12 protein-coding genes and 4 tRNA genes are annotated in these 14,966 nt (G+C 51.2%); 3 read left to right on the forward strand and 13 right to left on the reverse strand.

The window, feature by feature from the left end; genetic code table 11:
* Nucleotides 1–5 precede the first annotated feature (5 nt).
* From tuf to ACMHXE_RS10960, 5 genes are all read right to left on the reverse strand, one after another.
* Nucleotides 6–1,190 (reverse strand): elongation factor Tu, encoded by a 1,185-nt coding sequence (tuf, locus tag ACMHXE_RS10940; RefSeq protein WP_071239068.1) that lies wholly within the window; start codon nucleotides 1,188–1,190, stop codon nucleotides 6–8.
* 115 nt (nucleotides 1,191–1,305) lie between these two features.
* A tRNA-Thr gene (locus tag ACMHXE_RS10945) sits at nucleotides 1,306–1,381 on the reverse strand.
* A 9-nt stretch (nucleotides 1,382–1,390) separates the two neighbouring features.
* Nucleotides 1,391–1,464: transfer RNA gene (locus ACMHXE_RS10950), tRNA-Gly, on the reverse strand.
* 35 nt (nucleotides 1,465–1,499) lie between these two features.
* Nucleotides 1,500–1,584, reverse strand: a tRNA-Tyr gene (locus ACMHXE_RS10955).
* Between the two features lie 8 nt (nucleotides 1,585–1,592).
* Nucleotides 1,593–1,668: transfer RNA gene (locus ACMHXE_RS10960), tRNA-Thr, on the reverse strand.
* Between the two features lie 233 nt (nucleotides 1,669–1,901).
* Here ACMHXE_RS10960 and coaA point away from each other — a divergent pair.
* Nucleotides 1,902–2,849 (forward strand): type I pantothenate kinase, encoded by a 948-nt coding sequence (gene coaA / locus ACMHXE_RS10965; RefSeq protein WP_039036033.1) that lies wholly within the window; start codon nucleotides 1,902–1,904, stop codon nucleotides 2,847–2,849.
* Here coaA and birA read toward each other — a convergent pair whose 3' ends face one another.
* The 6 genes from birA to ACMHXE_RS10995 form a co-directional block, all read right to left on the reverse strand.
* Entirely contained in the window at nucleotides 2,850–3,809 is a 960-nt protein-coding gene (gene birA, locus ACMHXE_RS10970; RefSeq protein ID WP_101053117.1) for a bifunctional biotin--[acetyl-CoA-carboxylase] ligase/biotin operon repressor BirA, read from the reverse strand.
* Nucleotides 3,810–3,811: 2 nt separating this feature from the next.
* A complete protein-coding gene (murB, locus tag ACMHXE_RS10975; RefSeq protein ID WP_101053119.1) occupies nucleotides 3,812–4,837 on the reverse strand; it encodes a UDP-N-acetylmuramate dehydrogenase in 1,026 nt (341 codons plus the stop codon).
* A gap of 299 nt (nucleotides 4,838–5,136) precedes the next feature.
* Nucleotides 5,137–6,510 (reverse strand): M16 family metallopeptidase, encoded by a 1,374-nt coding sequence (locus ACMHXE_RS10980; protein WP_373296787.1) that lies wholly within the window; start codon nucleotides 6,508–6,510, stop codon nucleotides 5,137–5,139.
* Nucleotides 6,511–6,566: 56 nt separating this feature from the next.
* The gene (locus tag ACMHXE_RS10985) at nucleotides 6,567–7,895 is read right to left on the reverse strand and encodes a M16 family metallopeptidase (protein WP_101053123.1); all 1,329 of its coding nucleotides are present in this window, start codon (nucleotides 7,893–7,895) and stop codon (nucleotides 6,567–6,569) included.
* Nucleotides 7,896–8,022: 127 nt separating this feature from the next.
* Nucleotides 8,023–8,238 carry a hypothetical protein gene (locus tag ACMHXE_RS10990; RefSeq protein ID WP_146225985.1) on the reverse strand — a complete coding sequence of 72 codons (216 nt, stop codon included), beginning with the start codon at nucleotides 8,236–8,238 and terminating at the stop codon, nucleotides 8,023–8,025.
* 281 nt (nucleotides 8,239–8,519) lie between these two features.
* Nucleotides 8,520–8,873: a hypothetical protein gene (locus tag ACMHXE_RS10995; RefSeq protein ID WP_226565614.1), complete on the reverse strand. Its 354-nt coding sequence runs from the start codon at nucleotides 8,871–8,873 to the stop codon at nucleotides 8,520–8,522.
* 332 nt (nucleotides 8,874–9,205) lie between these two features.
* Here ACMHXE_RS10995 and ACMHXE_RS11000 point away from each other — a divergent pair, with 332 nt between their 5' ends.
* Nucleotides 9,206–11,308, forward strand: coding sequence for a putative bifunctional diguanylate cyclase/phosphodiesterase (locus ACMHXE_RS11000; protein WP_101053127.1), 2,103 nt, complete (start codon nucleotides 9,206–9,208; stop codon nucleotides 11,306–11,308).
* A gap of 186 nt (nucleotides 11,309–11,494) precedes the next feature.
* On the opposite strand, the gene ACMHXE_RS11005 is transcribed toward ACMHXE_RS11000, so the two are convergent.
* Together ACMHXE_RS11005 and ACMHXE_RS11010 are read right to left on the reverse strand one after the other, a co-directional pair.
* Nucleotides 11,495–12,085 (reverse strand): tRNA-uridine aminocarboxypropyltransferase, encoded by a 591-nt coding sequence (locus ACMHXE_RS11005; protein WP_101053129.1) that lies wholly within the window; start codon nucleotides 12,083–12,085, stop codon nucleotides 11,495–11,497.
* A 454-nt stretch (nucleotides 12,086–12,539) separates the two neighbouring features.
* Nucleotides 12,540–13,388 carry a PfkB family carbohydrate kinase gene (locus tag ACMHXE_RS11010; protein WP_101053131.1) on the reverse strand — a complete coding sequence of 283 codons (849 nt, stop codon included), beginning with the start codon at nucleotides 13,386–13,388 and terminating at the stop codon, nucleotides 12,540–12,542.
* Between the two features lie 343 nt (nucleotides 13,389–13,731).
* Here ACMHXE_RS11010 and ACMHXE_RS11015 point away from each other — a divergent pair, with 343 nt between their 5' ends.
* Nucleotides 13,732–14,898 (forward strand): MFS transporter, encoded by a 1,167-nt coding sequence (locus ACMHXE_RS11015; protein ID WP_101053133.1) that lies wholly within the window; start codon nucleotides 13,732–13,734, stop codon nucleotides 14,896–14,898.
* Nucleotides 14,899–14,966: the final 68 nt, after the last annotated feature.

The raw sequence follows: 14,966 nt of genomic DNA on the forward strand, positions 1-14,966 counted from the left end.
CGCAATTAAGCGATGATCTTAGCTACAACACCAGCACCAACTGTACGGCCACCTTCACGGATTGCGAAGCGCAGACCTTCGTCCATCGCGATTGGGCAGATCAGAGTTACTGTCATCTTGATGTTGTCACCTGGCATTACCATCTCTACGCCTTCTGGCAGTTCGATAGTACCGGTCACGTCAGTTGTACGGAAGTAGAACTGTGGACGGTAGCCTTTGAAGAATGGAGTGTGACGACCACCTTCTTCTTTAGACAGGACGTAAACTTCTGATTCGAACTTGGTGTGTGGAGTGATTGAACCAGGCTTAGCCAGTACTTGACCACGCTCTACTTCATCACGCTTGGTACCACGCAGCAGGATACCGCAGTTCTCACCGGCACGACCTTCGTCCAGCAGCTTACGGAACATTTCTACACCAGTACAGGTGGTCTTGGTAGTGTCGTGGATACCCACGATTTCTACTTCGTCACCAACTTTGATGATACCGCGCTCTACACGACCTGTTACTACAGTACCGCGACCAGAGATTGAGAATACGTCTTCGATAGGCAGCAGGAATGGCTTATCGATATCACGCTCTGGCTCAGGGATGTAGGTATCCAGTGCTTCTGCCAGTTCAATGATCTTGGCTTCCCACTGAGCGTCGCCTTCCAGAGCTTTCAGAGCAGAACCCTGAATTACTGGCAGGTCATCACCTGGGAAATCGTACTCAGACAGCAGTTCACGAACTTCCATCTCTACCAGTTCCAGCAGCTCTTCATCGTCTACCATGTCACACTTGTTCATGAATACGATGATGAAAGGTACACCTACCTGACGAGACAGCAGGATGTGCTCACGAGTCTGTGGCATTGGGCCGTCAGTAGAAGCTACTACCAGGATTGCGCCGTCCATCTGGGCAGCACCGGTGATCATGTTTTTAACATAGTCAGCGTGACCTGGGCAGTCTACGTGGGCGTAGTGACGAGTTGGAGTGTCATACTCGATGTGAGAGGTATTGATGGTAATACCGCGCTCACGCTCTTCTGGAGCGTTATCGATCGCTGCAAAGTCACGCGCCTCACCACCGTAAGTCTTAGACAGTACAGTTGAGATAGCAGCAGTCAGAGTGGTTTTACCATGGTCAACGTGACCAATGGTGCCCACGTTAACGTGGGGCTTACTACGTTCAAATTTAGCTTTAGACATGGTATTGCCTCAATCTAAGATTTTCTGGTGGTGAAACCATATATAGTGAAAAAGTCCGATGCAAATGAATGTCATCGAACAGATTATAAAGGTAGAAGTAGAATTTAAGAGAGGCTGGTGCTGATAGGCAGATTCGAACTGCCGACCTCATCCTTACCAAGGATGCGCTCTACCACCTGAGCCATATCAGCATGCAAATTTGGAGCGGGCAGCGGGAATCGAACCCGCGTTATCAGCTTGGAAGGCTGGAGTAATACCATTATACGATGCCCGCGCAACCTACTTAAGGCTACCTACTTACCTTGAAAATGGTGGAGGGAGAAGGATTCGAACCTTCGAAGGCGGAGCCGTCAGATTTACAGTCTGATCCCTTTGGCCACTCGGGAACCCCTCCAATAAAATTGGTGCCGGCACCAAGAGTCGAACTCGGGACCTACTGATTACAAGTCAGTTGCTCTACCAACTGAGCTATGCCGGCACTTCATTTCGGTAGCGGATATTAGGTAAATGTTGGGTCGAGTGCAATAGTAAATTGGTTTTTTTTCGCAAAAAAGCCCTGAATGGTGTTTTTTTACTCTGGCACTGCGTAGCGATTAGACTTCCCCCTAACCCTTTGTACACGGGATAAACAATTCGGTCTGGCATAGGGATTTTTTATTGTTCACGAATAATTCATGGTGTACTGTGCCTTGCCTGAGCAGAGGAAATCAGATGACAACAGCCAACTCAATTCAACAGGCATTGTATATGCCTTTTCACCGCCAGCAATGGGCCGAACTTCGTGAGTCTGTGCCTTTGACCTTGAGCGAAACCGAATTGAAGAAGCTGCGGGGGATTAACGAAAAAGTTTCCCTCACAGAAGTTACCGACATCTATCTGCCCCTCAGCCGTCTGCTTAACTTGATCGTTGGCGCCAAGCAGCAAAGAGGTTTGGTGTTAAATGAGTTTTTGGGGCAAACCCCAGCGAAGAGCCCATACATTATCAGTATTGCCGGCAGTGTCGCCGTAGGGAAAAGCACTACAGCCCGTATCCTGCAGGCACTGTTGAGCCATTGGCCCGAACACCCTAAAGTCGATCTGATTACCACTGATGGTTTTCTCTACCCGCTGGCCGAGCTGAAACAAAAAGGGTTGTTGCAGCGTAAGGGCTTTCCGGAAAGCTATGACATGAAGCTATTGGTGGAGTTTATCGCCGCCATTAAGTCAGGCGCCGAGTTGGTCGAGGCTCCTCTATATTCCCACATCAGTTACGACCGGCTTCCCGAAGTGCAGCAGGTCAGACAGCCGGACATTTTGATCCTGGAAGGCTTGAATGTACTGCAGACAGAGCTGGATTCTCCAGTGAGTATCAAGCGGCCTTTTGTTTCTGATTTCGTAGACTTCTCTATCTATGTAGATGCGGACGAATCACTGCTGAAACATTGGTATATAGACAGGTTCCTGCAGTTCCGGCATACAGCTTTTGCCAATGAACGCTCCTATTTCCACCACTATGCCAAGCTGAGCGATGCCGAAGCCGAACATATAGCCGCCAATATCTGGGACACTATCAACGGCCCGAACCTGAATCTGAATATCGAGCCCACCCGCGAGCGGGCACATCTTATTCTGAAAAAAGGTCAGGACCACCTGATGGATCAAGTGCTACTGCGAAAATAATCAAGCACCGCGTAAACTGATTTCCCCACCAACAAAATGCTGTGTGCCTGTATCTGTCTGCAGGATAACGCCGCCTTGCTCATCCACTCCCAGGTAGTGGCCGCTAATCTGCTGCTCACCCAGCAGCAGTTTGACCTGTTGACCGGCAAAGATATCGGCACTCTGCCACCTGGTGCTGAATGCCGCCAATCCTTGAGTTTCAAACAGCTTAATATCTTTCAATAACTGTTGGTAAAGATTAATAGCCAACTCCGTCTTGTCCGGCATAGAATCAAGGCCACTGAGATCGCTCCAGGGTTGATCCAGTTGTTCACCCAGTTCAGCAGGCATAGCCATATTCAAGCCTATTCCGATCACCAGATCGCATTCGCTGTCGGCAGTACCACTCATTTCAATCAGTACACCGGCAAGTTTACGGCCATCGAGATAGATATCATTGGGCCACTTCACTCCCAAACCTGTAATACCGAAAGACTCCAACACACTAACCAGAGAACAGGCGACCACCAGACTTAAGCCCATCGCCTGGGAAAGACCTTGAGAGAACTGCCAGTACAGGGAAAAGTAGAGGTGACTGCCGTAGGGCGACAACCACTGGCGTCCTCTACGCCCTCGTCCAGCCGATTGGTACTCGGCAATACAGAGATCACCATTACTCAATTCATCGACATGGTTGAGCAGGAAGGTGTTGGTACCAGCCAACTCATCAAAGTAAAAGCAGCGGTTATCTATAGCGGAAAGCAAACGCGGCTTGTCGATAAGATGCAAACTTCTCGCTAACTTATAACCTTTGCCTTTCACGCTGAAAATATCGATCCCAAAGGCGGCCAAGGCGCTGATATGCTTGCTGACGGCGGTACGGCTGATACCGAGCTGTTCGGCCAGTATCTCGCCGGAAACAAACTCACCCTGCTGCAACAGCTGTAATATTTCCCGCTTGCGCTTCCACTGTTCGGTCATCGTCAGAGACTCCTCTCTCCTGTTGCCGCAAAAATTCGCGGCTCGGGTAGTAATTCAACACCGAAACGCGTTTGCACTTGCCTGATAATTTCCCGCGCCAAATTAGCCACATCTTCACCGCTGGCGCCGCCTTTATTCACCAGCACCAAGGCTTGCTTATCATGAACTGCGGCAGCTCCCATCTGGAAACCTTTCAAACCTGCCTTATCGATAAGCCAGCCCGCGGCCAACTTAACAGTACCATCCTGCTGAGCATAACCCACCAAATCAGGAAAGCGTTCGGCCAACTTAAGATAGTCGGCAGCAGCAACCACTGGATTCTTGAAAAAGCTGCCAGCATTGCCAAGCACGGTAGGGTTAGGCAGTTTTTCCTGACGAACCTGACATACCTGCTTAAAAATCATAGGCGCGGTCACTTTTGTCTCTTCAGCAAGTGACTGCAACGGCCCATAACTCAGTTTGGGCTGCCAGTCTTTAGGCAGTTTCAAGCCGACAGAGGTGATCACAGCCCTGCCCTTGAGCTCGTTTTTGAAAATTGACTCTCGATAGCCAAAACCACAATCAGCGGCCTCGAGACGAGTTATCCCCCCGGTTTGCAGATCCAGATACTCAACCCAGTCACATACCTGGCACAGTTCAACCCCATAGGCACCTATGTTTTGAATCGGCGCAGCACCAACCGTTCCAGGGATAAGAGCCATATTCTCAAGTCCCGGCATCCCCAGCTTAAGCGTTTCACAAACCAATTCATGCCAGTTTTCACCGGCGGCAACCTTTAAATAGAAATGCGCTTGGTCCTCACTGACGTCGATTCCCTTGGTAGCGACTTGAATCACGCTCCCTTGATAATCCTCAAGCAACAATAGATTACTGCCGCCACCGAGGATCAGCATAGGGACATCATCATCCTTGTGCTGCATACAAGCCCGGACAAGCTCAGCGGTAGAACTCACTCTGATGAGTTCCCGACAATAACAATCGATTCCAAAAGTGTTCAAGGATTTAAGGGAGTGGACTAGGGCTGACATCTAAAGCTTTCACTGCAAATAAAAGCAGCATTGTAACGGGATTAACCGACTATTTCAGCCTTCAGCGGTTAAACATACTCAAACAAGTCAATCGTCTATCCAATAGAACTGATATCACACTTTAGCGTTCAACAGGAAACTCATTAGGGGGACTATGATGTAGCGATCATAGTGGTAAAAAGCTTCCGGTGTTATGACAGGCAATTGCAGATTAACTTTACCGGGAATGTGTCTGAATCACTGTGCTCCAAGCAAGACAGTCAAACAACAAGAAGCGTTGTTTGACTGCCATGAAAGGATTAACCGCCGAAACCGACATCCTTGATATCGACCCGGGTCACCTCGCCATACTTGGCCGCTATCGGGGCTATCTTGTCGCCACTGCCAATCAGCACCATCTGCAACTTATCCTTGGGGAAGTAGTTGTCAACCAACTGCTTGGTCTGCGCCAGAGTCAGTCCATCCACCCGTTGCTGGAATTGATTGATATAGGACTCATCAAAACCGTACAGGTACATGTCTGACAGCAGACCTGCCAACTGGCCGCTGGTTTCAAACTTGGGCGGGAACTGGCCTTTGACGTAGGCCTTGGCCGAATCCAGAGTCTGCTGATCTATCCCTTTCTGCCACAGGCGGCTGTAGGTCTTGAGTGCCAAGTCAATGGCTTCCTCTGTAGTAGCCGACTTGGTGAAAGTACTGATCATAAACACCCCTGAGTCACGATAGGGGACGAAACCCGAGCGCGCGCCATAGGTTAAACCGGCATTCACCCTCAGCTCATCGTTGAGCCAGGAGGTAAAACGGCCACCGAGTATGGTGTTGACCACAGTCAGGCCCACATAGTCAGGGTTATCCTGAGTCACACCCAGGCCACCTATGGTGAAGGTGGTCTCTATCGCGTCCGACTTATCCACCAGCAAGACTCGGCTGGCAGACAGAGTCGGCAGCCCCTGCTTGAGGTCAACGGCACGCAGCGATTCACTGTTGCTCCATTGACCGAATGCCGCCTGCAGCTTGGCCTTCATCTGCGCCGGGTCGAAATCGCCCACCACGCTGATAGCGGTATTGGCCGGTTGATAGTAGCCCTTGTGGAAGGCTCTCAGCTGGTTGACCGTCAACTGGGACACAGATTCGCTGGTTCCCGAAGTGGCATTGCCATAAGGATGCTGACCGAAGACCAACTTGTTGAAGTAGCGCCCAATCACAGACTTGGGACTCTCTTTCTCCTGCGCCAGCTCGGCGACTCTGCGGTTCTTGAGTTTATCAAACTCGCTAGCATCAAAGTCGGGACGGGTCAGCACATCGGCAAACAATCCCAGCATGGTATCAGCATCTTTGGCCATAAAATCGGCACTGAGGTAACTGCCCTCACGGCCGGCATCGGCATTCAGACTGGCACCGAGAAAGTCCACCTCCTGCTCTATGCTGGCCTTGGTGCGACCGGCGGCGCCAAGCAACAAGCCCTGAGCCGTCACCTCTGCCACACCGGCTGTGGTGTCATTGACGCTGCCGACTTTCACCACGGCGTTCAGGGTGATCAACGGCACCTCTTTCTGCGGCATCAGCATCAGCGTCAGGCCGTTACCCAGAGTGACTCTTTCATAAGTTGGCAGTACAAAGTGGCCGGTATCCTGGCTCACCTTCACCTGGGTAGACTGACAACCTGAAACCATCAAGGCTGCAGCAATGGCCACGGCGCCCAGAGAGGCCTTGAGAGAAAAAACCTTGCTCATTGATCCGCCTCCTCTTGTGCAGCCAGTACCCCCACAGTGCGGTTGGCCCGGCGCAGGTATGTTTCTGCCACCCTTTGAATGTCGGCCACTGTGACCTGGTTATAGGCATCCGGTGCCTGGAACAGCTTGTCGAAGCTACCGAAATAAAGTTCGTAGGTGCCCAGGGTATTGGCCTTGCCATTGATGGTTTCCATACTGCGATAGAAATCCATCAGCTTGATATTTTTGGCTTTTTCCAACTCTTCAACCTTAACGCCGTCACGGGCAATACGGTTGACCTCTTCAATCAATGCCTGTTCCAGAGTGGTGGCGCTGACACCTGGGGCCGCCACCCCAAGGATGTACAACAGGTTGGGGTCAAAAGACATGGGCATATAAGTCTCGGCGGCAATCGCCAACTGCTGGTCCACCAAAGCCTTGTAGAGACGCGAGCTGTTGCCTTCACTCAGAATCGAGGTCAGCAGATCCAGCGCGTAATAGTCTTTATTGGTGGTGGCCGGTACGTGATAGGCCAGCATGATATTAGGCGTGCTGACAGACTCTTTCTTGACGAAGACCCGTCGTTCCCCTTTTTGCAGCGGCTCGACTGTCTTCACCGCCTTGGGTGGCTCTTGCGCCGGGATAGGGCCAAAGTAACGCTGGGCCAGACGCTTGACCTCGGCCAGCTTAACGTCACCGGCAATCACCACAACCGCATTGTTGGGGGCATAGTAGGTCTTGTGATACTGCACCAGATCTTCCAAGGTCCAGGCCGCAATATCAGATTCATGGCCAATCACTGACCAGCTATAAGGATGCGCCCTGAAGGCCACACCTTTTACCTCTTCCTGCAGGGTACGCCAGTTGGAGTTTTCCAGCCCTGTGGTACGTTCTGAGGCAACTACGCCGCGCTCACTCTCTACCATCTCTGCATTGATATCCAGCGCCGCAATCCGATCGGCTTCCAGATCAAAAATGGTTTCCAGAGCATTGGAAGGGAACCAGTCGGTATAAACGGTCACGTTTTCAGTAGTGTAGGCGTTGTTGGCGCCACCGGCCGCTTCCATGGTGCGGTCAAACATCTTGGGGCCGTATTTCTTGGAGCCATTGAACATCATATGCTCGAAGAAGTGAGAGATCCCTGTGATCCCGGGCACCTCGTTGCGTGAGCCCACCTTCCAAAACAGATACATGTTGGCATTGGGAATGGATGAATCTTCCAATACCATGATTTTCATGCCGTTATTCAGGGTAAAACTCTGAATATCTTCGGCCGTGGTCGCCTGTGTTGTCGCCGCCCCAAGAAGGCTGGCTGACATCAGCAGGGCGGTCAGCGTACGCTTCATTGGGTCGCTCCTTGGCTGATTGCTGATTTCAAAAGATCCAATATCGGGTAAAAAAGCACTGCAAATCAAGTAACAAGTGATACAGAATTGTCAGATTTTGTAAGCAAAGTGCTTTATCCCGTACGGTTTATTTGCTGCTTAAGCTGGAGAGTGCCAGTGTGGTCAACGCCTCTATCCCCGTATTGAACGCTGCTTCATCGGCATAGAAATAGGGGGAGTGATTGCTGGCCGCCGTTGACGGGTCAGTCCCCTTAGGCGTTACCCCAAGAAAGAAGAAAACTCCCGGGGTTTCTTGCGCGTAGAAAGCAAAGTTCTCAGCCCATGTGATAAGCCCGGGTTCCACCAGCCTCTCCCCTTGCCGACCACTTGCTCCAGCAAGGGCCTGACTTCGGCTACCAATTCAGCACTGTTCACCAGCACAGGATAGCCTTGGACTGCCTCTGTCTTCGCCTCAGTGCCATTGGCTTGCGCTATCATTTCAGCGGTCTTGCTCAGTTGCCGTTTAATATTGGCTCGGCTAGAGGTTCTACTAATAGTAAATTGAGCGTCAGCCGTTATTGAAGACCTCCAAGTTTAGTTAAACGGCAAACACTTTAACTTGGGGGGCTGAAGTACTGATTTGGCTTAAGGCTCTATTTTCTTCTGTTTCAGCTTCTTCATCTTGGGCTCGTCGATTTTACGCTCTTTGGCCGCCGCCTCTTTGGCTTCCTGCAGGTATTTCTGTTCCCGCTGCGCCCTCTCATCAAACTGTTTACTGGCTTTTAACCTTTGCTCCTCCTGCCAATCTCCCGATTGCTGGCGTTTGAGCACCTTCTGTTCCCGCTCGGCAGTTTCCGTGGCGGCGGCCCTGGCTTTTTCCAGTTGCTCCTGCTCCAGACGCCGGGCATCTTCACTGGCCTTTTCACTCAGTTGAGTCAAATCAGCCGCACTCACGCCAAAGGCCAGCAACCAGCTCAATAACAGTATTAATCTCGCCAAAATTCGCTCCTGCTTAGAGAGAACAAAAATCCATCTTCCAAGGACTATCACACATTTTTTCACCAGTTTGACCGATAATGAAGGTTTTTAGCAACAAAACGAAATTTTGATTGAGCCAAAGAGTAGATCTGTTTAGCTTTAAACTAACGGATTGAAATGCTGTTCCACATAACCGTTTGCCCAACCAATAAGCTATAGGGTGCAAGGCAGGTCACCACATAGTCGGAAGTGTTAGCTTCCTTCCTGTTGGTTGAAAAGCCGAATATGCGGAGCTGTGTAAACATAACAAAGGGAAGTGGTTCTCAACGGAGAACGACAAGGGAGTATCCTGGATGATCCGATGGACACAACTGTTACAGAGCCTGGTGGCCGACACAAAACTCGGCCCCCAGTTGCAACTCTGGCGCAGCGAGCCTCACTCGACACCTCTGGCCTTATTCATGGGGTGCAAAATTTTTGCCGCCAATCAGGCAGCATTGGATTACTTCGCCTGTGTTCACCAGGAAATTCTCGATGCCACTCTCTACGACTTTGCTCCCCGACTGCAATTAGGCGGTCAGAGCAGTATAGAGTTGGCCAAAAAACTCATGCAAGCCGCGGCGGCCAGCTCTCAAGTACAGGAGTGGTTACACCTCAATCGCCACGGCAAAGAGCTGCCAACCCGCCTCTACCTGGAACCCGTCAGAATAGATAGTAATAAGATGATCTTGGTGAGGTTCGAAGCCTTGGATCGTCGCCTTAGTCCCAGAGGTGAAGCTCAAGACGTATTCGGCCTGCTGCCCCGCAGCGTATTGGCCGGAATTCTCGAAGAAAGTGCCGAAGCCGTTGTCATCAGTGATACCTCGGGCAAAATCCTTGCGGTCAATCGAGCCCTCTGCCGTCTTTGCGGCTTTAGTCAGGCGCAGCTGATAGGTCAGCAGTTGCAGATCCTCGAAACCGCAAACGATCCCAAGCAGAGAGAATGTCGTGCTGCGCTGGCGCAGCGGGACTTCTGGCAGGGAGAGGTCAGCCATACCCGGGTCGATGGCAGTCACTTCCCCGCCTGGCAGAGCAGTCGCAGGTTGCAGACTGAATCCGGTTGTTATCTGGTCACCATCTTCAGCGATATCAGCGAGCGTAAACAGCTGGAATCACGCCTGACAGAACAAGCCATGTTTGACATGCTGACAGGGCTTCCCAATCGCCGTCATATGAAGCGCAAGCTGCGCCAGGTTCTCAGAGCCAGTCTAGAGGCCTTCAACCAAGGAAAGCCAACCACGGGAGCCTTGATGTTTCTGGACCTCAACGGCTTTAAACATGTCAACGACTGTTTCGGTCATTCCATGGGGGACAGAATACTGCAACTGGTCGCCGCCAGGCTGGAAGCCGGTTGTATAGAGAGAGCCGATATCGCCCGTATGGGCGGCGATGAATTTACTCTGGTGTTGCAAGATTGCCGCGACAGGGAAGATATCTACCTTTTTGCACAGCAGATATTGGCTCTATTCGAGACCCCATTTGAACTGGAAGGACAAAAGTTTTACCTGGGTACCAGTATAGGTATCAGCCTTTTTGGCAACCAGGAGATAGACCCTTCCGAACTGCTGAGCCAAGCCGACACAGCCATGTACAGTGCCAAACGCAGCGCCAGCCATATCAATTTCTATGACAGCTCCATGAGTGAGGCCGCCGAACATAAACTTAAACTGCTCGGCGATCTGCGTCACGCCTTGGGTCTGGGACAACTAAGCCTGTTTTATCAACCCATAGTCAGGCTCAAAGATAACCATATGGCCGGTGCCGAAGCACTGCTGCGCTGGCACAAGAGTCCTCATGAACTGTTGGAAGCGGCCGATTTTGTACCCTTGCTTGAAGAAACCGGTCTAATAGTCACTGTCGGCAACTGGGTCGTAGAGCAAGCCTGCCGACAACTGGCTGTTTGGCGGCAACAGGACAACGACTTTATTATTTCAGTCAATATATCGCCGCTGCAATTAGAGCACCTGGACTTTTACCAACAGGTAAAATCTGCACTGCAACATCATCAGCTTCCCGCAGAAGCCTTGATTCTGGAGATCACCGAATCGGCATTGCTGGGCCACCCACGTCAGGCCAAACAAACCCTCAAACAGCTCAGGGCACTGGGCGTCAAAATAGTTCTCGATGATTTCGGTACCGGGCTGTCATCATTGAGTCGTTTGGGCAGTCTGCCACTGGATGGGCTAAAAATTGCCGGTGAATTTGCCGAGCAATTACAACATCAAAAAGGCAAACGTTTGTGCCAAGCCATAGTACAGCTGTCACAAGCACTTGAACTCAAATTTGTTGCCGAAGGAATAGAAACCGAATATCAAAATAATATGGTACGACAAATGGGGGATGGACTGGCTCAGGGATTCTTTTTCGGTTACCCCTTGCATCCAGAACAGTTTGCCTTGGCGCATTTTGATCTATAAGAGCTCGATACTAAGAAGGGTGAACAGAACTGTCGGCAACAGAGTTACTCTGCTACCACTCCCCTGCAAAAGCGGTAAGCCGACAGTCCCACTCCATCATCAAGGATGATGTAGGCTCATTAAAACCGGATTCACTTATAAATGTCGTGATCTACACGGAATTTTCGCGACTACTTACTCACTTACTCAATACCGCTCACGCACTTTGGCCGGCATCCGCCGTAGCCTCTGCTCCACCAGCTCAGCAAGTAATGCGTACATAGGTGCCACATCCAGCCCAGGCTCCAACTGAGACAGAGCTGCAGCTGCAGCCTCGAGTGTCGATAAGCTATCACTGCGATTAGCCTTGCGGATGCGATACGCTGTCGGCACCGCCAGTGGCAAATGCCTTTGAGGCAACGCCTGTAACCAAGGGTTAAGCCGATACATTTTCAAGGTTTTGCGCCAGGTGCCGTCCAGCAGGATAAGCCTTACAGCTTCTGATGAGTCATCCGCCTGCAACAGCTGACTGTTATCAGAAGGATAGAGCAAGAAAGTCGGCATGCTATCTGTTGTCAGTTCAGCTCTCAACTCGGCAAAATCCGCCTCGGTTTCTCCCACTATCACCCGGGTGTCCGGCACGGCCAACTGCAACAAACGCACACTATTTTTGGCATGCTCGACCTCCGCAGGATGCTGCAGCACCAGCAGCTGGCTACCAGGATATATTGCAGACACTGCAGTACAAACACAGGCCGTTTCTGGGTACCCACATTGTTCACAATAACAGCGCGACATACCTAATATCTTTCCTTAATCAGCACTTGCTCTCTTCAACGCCATCTTGCTATTTATAGTCAGGCTGATAGTCGATCATCTGCCAAGACGGCAGCTCAGTAATGCCAATATTAACACATGCCCCAGGTTAAATTCGGCTCAGAGTCCGATGCCAAAATGAAACGGTTAATGAGAGTCCACTGTATGACAACAATGCTTTATAAATAGAACAACTCTGTCCTCATCGCCTTTGCTTCCAGTTAGGTGACTAACAGAACTTGTCGAAAATCCGACCTCAAAAACAATGGTAAAAGATATAAAAAAGCCCCGCTCAAAGAGCAGGGCAAGCCAGTTAGCACATAAATAAGAAGGGAGAAACCCGCAGAGCCCTTAAGCTCTAACCAAAGATCGCCAGCAAGATTAAGCACTCTTGATGACAGCGGCATGACACTGATGCGGGATTTTTATGACAAACTCAATCCTGCTGTGCTTGCAGGTACTGACGCAAGGCGTCTCCCGGAATCGAGGTTTCCGAGGCAACCGCGAAAGCCGCCCACAAAGAGGCTTCCTTCATGGCCTGTTCCACTGCCATTCCCGATACCAAACCATGGATAAGCCCGGCGGCAAAAGCATCACCAGCACCCGTGGTATCCACCACTTTCGCCGGAACAGCAGCTATCAGAGCCTCACCATCCTCCTGATATAACACCGCGCCCTGCTCGCCTTGAGTCACAATAAAGTATTTAAGTGCGTCACCGGCTATCTGACGCCCAAACTGCCAGGGGCTGAGCTCGCTGCGTCCTTGCATATCTGTTACCGAAGACAGCAATACATGGCAGGGTCTTGGCCTGTCATCTTTGGCCAATTGTGCCACCACCAGAGTGTGTTCCAGCGCGGTTCGCGCCCAACTGACCGCACCTTCGGCGGATGAGTTGATATATAAGGCATCCCACTGCGACCACTTGGGCGGCGCCGGCAATTCAAATATCGGCCGTTGCGGCCGAATAATGGTGCGCTCGCCATCCGGGGTCATCACCAACAGCATTTCACAGGTATTGCCTGCTCGCCGCTGCACCCTGCGACAATCCAACCCTTGGGTACTGGCTTCGGCCAGTAGCCAATCGCCCATCTCGTCGCGTCCAACCTGACTCACCAGAGCCACATTATGGCCGGCCCATTCCAGACCTATGCCTGTATTGGCGCCACCACCACCCAAGCGTTGGCCACCATCCTGATAATGGAATCTGCCTCCGGTACGCAAGGGTTTATCCAGCAATAAGATTCGGTCACAGTTAAGGTTGGCAACGAGCAAAATCTTGGCCATAGAAATAATCCACAGAAACGAATGACCCCATCTTACCCCAGGGCAAACACTAAATGCAGCGCAGCCAACAACAAAGGCCACAAGAGGTGATATTGCCAAACGGCTAAAAACACCGTTTTAACTCAGCAAAAATTGCCATTTAAGCGAGTTTTTATTTACATTTATTCAAAGTTAAAACAGACTATTAAACATCCAGACTTTGGTGAAATTTTCTTTCCAAGACAACAAAATAAACTCACTTTACCCGAGCGCTACAGACTCCTATATTCGCGGAAAATTTCACCATTCAGACTTTTTAAACAGATCTCCGTTTAAAAGGTCGTTTTTCTATTTGGAGTCTGAGTTGTCCCAACCTCACGCCACCGCTCACAACAACAGTGCCTGGGTACCTGTTGCGGGTTTGACCCTGTTTGCTCTGGCTTCCGGCTATCATATGAGTCTGCTGCCGCTGGCATTGGACGGTTTTGGCTTGGCAACAGATCTGGCGGCTTGGCTGGCGAGTATTTTCTATTTCGGCTTGCTACTCGGGGCAACTTGTATTTCACCTGTCGTGGCACGCCTGGGACACAGAGGCGCCTTCATCCTGTTTCTATTGCTGCTGGCGGCGACAGTGGCTGGCATGCCCTTGGTGGTTAATGGTCAGTTTTGGCTGGCGGCGCGCTTTATTGCCGGGATTGCCGTGGCCGGCATCTTCGTAGTGGTGGAGTCCTGGTTGTTGATAGCCGACACCGCCAAGCAGAGAGCCAAGCGTTTGGGCTTCTATACAGGCTCACTCTATGGCGGTAACGCTCTGGGACAACTGGGTGTGGGACAATTGGGTGTCGATGGTGCCATGCCGCATATTTTGGTGGCGATAGTACTGGTGTTGGCCGTATTGCCGCCACTGCTGGCCAAGCGCTGCCAGCCACAAAAAATACAGCATCAGAAGATTAGCTTCAAAGAAGTCAGGCATGTCAGTCGCCCTGCCATCATGGGCTGCCTGGTTGCAGGTTTGGTATTGGGCCCCATCTATGGCCTGATGCCTGTGTTTCTCAGCGAGCAAACGGGTGACCATCAACTGACGGGCAAACTGATGGCCATAGTGATCCTGGGAGCCATGTTGGTGCAACCCCTGGTCAGTTGGTTGTCTCCCAGATTCAGCAAGACTCTCTTGATGGCGTTTTTCTGTTTGTTGGGCGCCGCCGGGGTTGTGGGTATTCTGCTGAGTCACAGCACTTTGGTGATGGGCTTCAACCTGTTGCTGCTGGGGGCTGCCGCCTTCGCCCTTTACCCTATCGCTATTACGCTGGCCTGTGACAGCCTCGACAGCAGCAAGATAGTGGCGGCAACCGAACTTATGCTGCTCAGCTACTCTGTGGGTTCGGTTATCGGGCCTCTGGTAGCCAACGGCTTCCAGCAACAGCAGGGGTTGCCCATGTACCTGGGCTTGTGTCTGACCACAACTTGTATCTATATGCTAATGTCCAGTGTGCGACCAACCCGTGGCCGGATGCCGGCACTGCGTCCCTGAGTCCACTTCCCGAGCTTAGTGTCAGCCATTCAGGCTGACACTCACTTGGAATGACCCGCTAAGCTCCT

Source organism: Shewanella sp. BJSY2023SW007 (assembly GCF_047314525.1).
In the GTDB taxonomy this organism is placed as follows: domain Bacteria; phylum Pseudomonadota; class Gammaproteobacteria; order Enterobacterales; family Shewanellaceae; genus Shewanella; species Shewanella chilikensis.